A 384-nucleotide genomic window follows, 5' to 3' on the forward strand; every position below is an offset into this window, starting at 1 on the left:
TGAGCCACGGTGATAAAGTTACTGCGATGCCTGAAGGTTTTGAGTTGATGGCCTCAACTGAATCTTGCCCTATTGCTGGGTATGTACTGTGCAGAGAAGAATTTCTTTGGTATCCAGTTCCACCCTGAAGTAACGCATACCCTGCAGGGTGAGCGTATTTTAAGTCACTTTGTAAAAGATATTTGTGGTTGTGAATCACTTTGGACGCCAGCAAAGATTATTGAAGATCAGATTGAACGAGTTCGTGCCCAAGTGGGTGATAAGAAGGTCTTGCTAGGTCTATCTGGAGGTGTTGATTCTTCAGTGGTTGCGGCGCTATTGCATAAAGCCATTGGTGATCAGTTAACCTGTGTTTTTGTCGATAACGGCTTGTTACGTAAGAAC

General features: G+C 44.0%; 1 pseudogene. It reads left to right on the forward strand.

Annotated features, from left to right (window positions below):
- Window positions 1-384, forward strand: a pseudogene (locus A3735_RS09980) (asparagine synthase-related protein); the annotation flags it as partial.

It is taken from the genome of Oleiphilus sp. HI0061 (genome assembly GCF_001635675.1).